Genomic DNA, 1088 nt, shown 5'->3' on the forward strand with positions numbered 1-1088 from the left:
AGAAACGGTCGCCCTCTTCATAAGGAGCGCCGCACTTCGGGCAGGCCCTGTCTTTTTTAATAGCTTCCCAGTCCAGGGGCTTCCCGCACCGGGCGCAGAACTTTTCACCTTCCTCAATCCTTCCCCCGCAGAAAGGACAATGAAATTCCCTCTGATCCATACGGTTCTCCTTCCTCATGGAAAGAATGAATTTCCAATCGTTCCAAACTTCTCTACTAAAATTATATCATTTCTTTTTTAGATTCCCCATAAATATAACGGGCCGCAATTAAAAAAATACTTTATAATCAGATACAGAAAAACAGTGACGCCCGGTCCGCATCATACTTCCTCTGCCGGGAAAATATAAAAGGCAATCCATAAATGGAAGGTTGACTCAGAGTCTATAAAGCACTATAATTGTCATGTTATGCCTGAAAAATAAAATCCGGTACCCTGAAATATACGATAATGAAAGGACTTTCAAATGATTGAAGAAATTTACAAGAGAAGAAGTATCCGCCATTTCCTCCAGAAACCCATCCCTGCCGAAGATCTGGAAGAAATCCTGAAAGCCGGCTGCTGGGCGCCCTCCGAAAAGAACCAGCAGCCCTGGAAATTCATCGTCGTCCGCGGTGATGAAAGAAAAGCCATGATCAAAAAGCTGAAGGAAGGCATTCAGAAAAACAGGGAAGGCGCAGAAAATGCTATGTTTGGCAAAGACTATGCGAAATTCATTCCTTCCGCCATCTACACCGCAAGAGTGCTGGAACAGGCGCCGGTCATCGTATTCGTCCTCAATACGAAAGGGATTTCCTACAGGAAAAATCTCTCCATTCCGGAACACATGATGGAAATCTCCGACATCCAGTCCGTAGCAGCGGCCATCCAGAACATGTGCCTCGAAGCCACAGCCAGACATATCGGAAGCCTGTGGACCTGCAACGTATTCTTCGCCTATGACGAACTCTAAGATTGGCTGGGCGTTGAAGGGGAAATGGCGGCAGCCTTCGCCTTCGGCTATACGGATAAGGAATTCCGCCACATGCCCAGAAAACCGCTGGAAGAAGTGGTGGAATACCGGGGAGACTATCCGGATAACTGGATTG

At 46.9% G+C, this 1088-nt stretch carries 2 protein-coding genes; one reads left to right on the top strand and one right to left on the bottom strand.

The features are described 5' to 3' along the window. A partial coding sequence (locus VZT47_RS10770) for a zinc-ribbon domain-containing protein (RefSeq protein WP_442877437.1) occupies positions 1-178 on the bottom strand: 178 nt, incomplete at its 3' end. 288 nt (positions 179-466) lie between these two features. Here VZT47_RS10770 and VZT47_RS10610 point away from each other — a divergent pair. After that, positions 467-952 carry a nitroreductase family protein gene (locus tag VZT47_RS10610; RefSeq protein WP_330224921.1) on the top strand — a complete coding sequence of 162 codons (486 nt, stop codon included), beginning with the start codon at positions 467-469 and terminating at the stop codon, positions 950-952. The last annotated feature ends 136 nt before the right edge of the window (positions 953-1088 follow it).

This window comes from Dialister sp., from assembly GCF_036343215.1.
Lineage (GTDB): Bacteria > Bacillota > Negativicutes > Veillonellales > Dialisteraceae > Dialister.

What these genes read in the sequence shown, in the direction of transcription:
- VZT47_RS10610 (WP_330224921.1), top strand. Translation starts at nt 467, where the DNA reads ATGATTGAAGAAATTTACAAGAGAAGAAGTATCCGCCATTTCCTCCAG.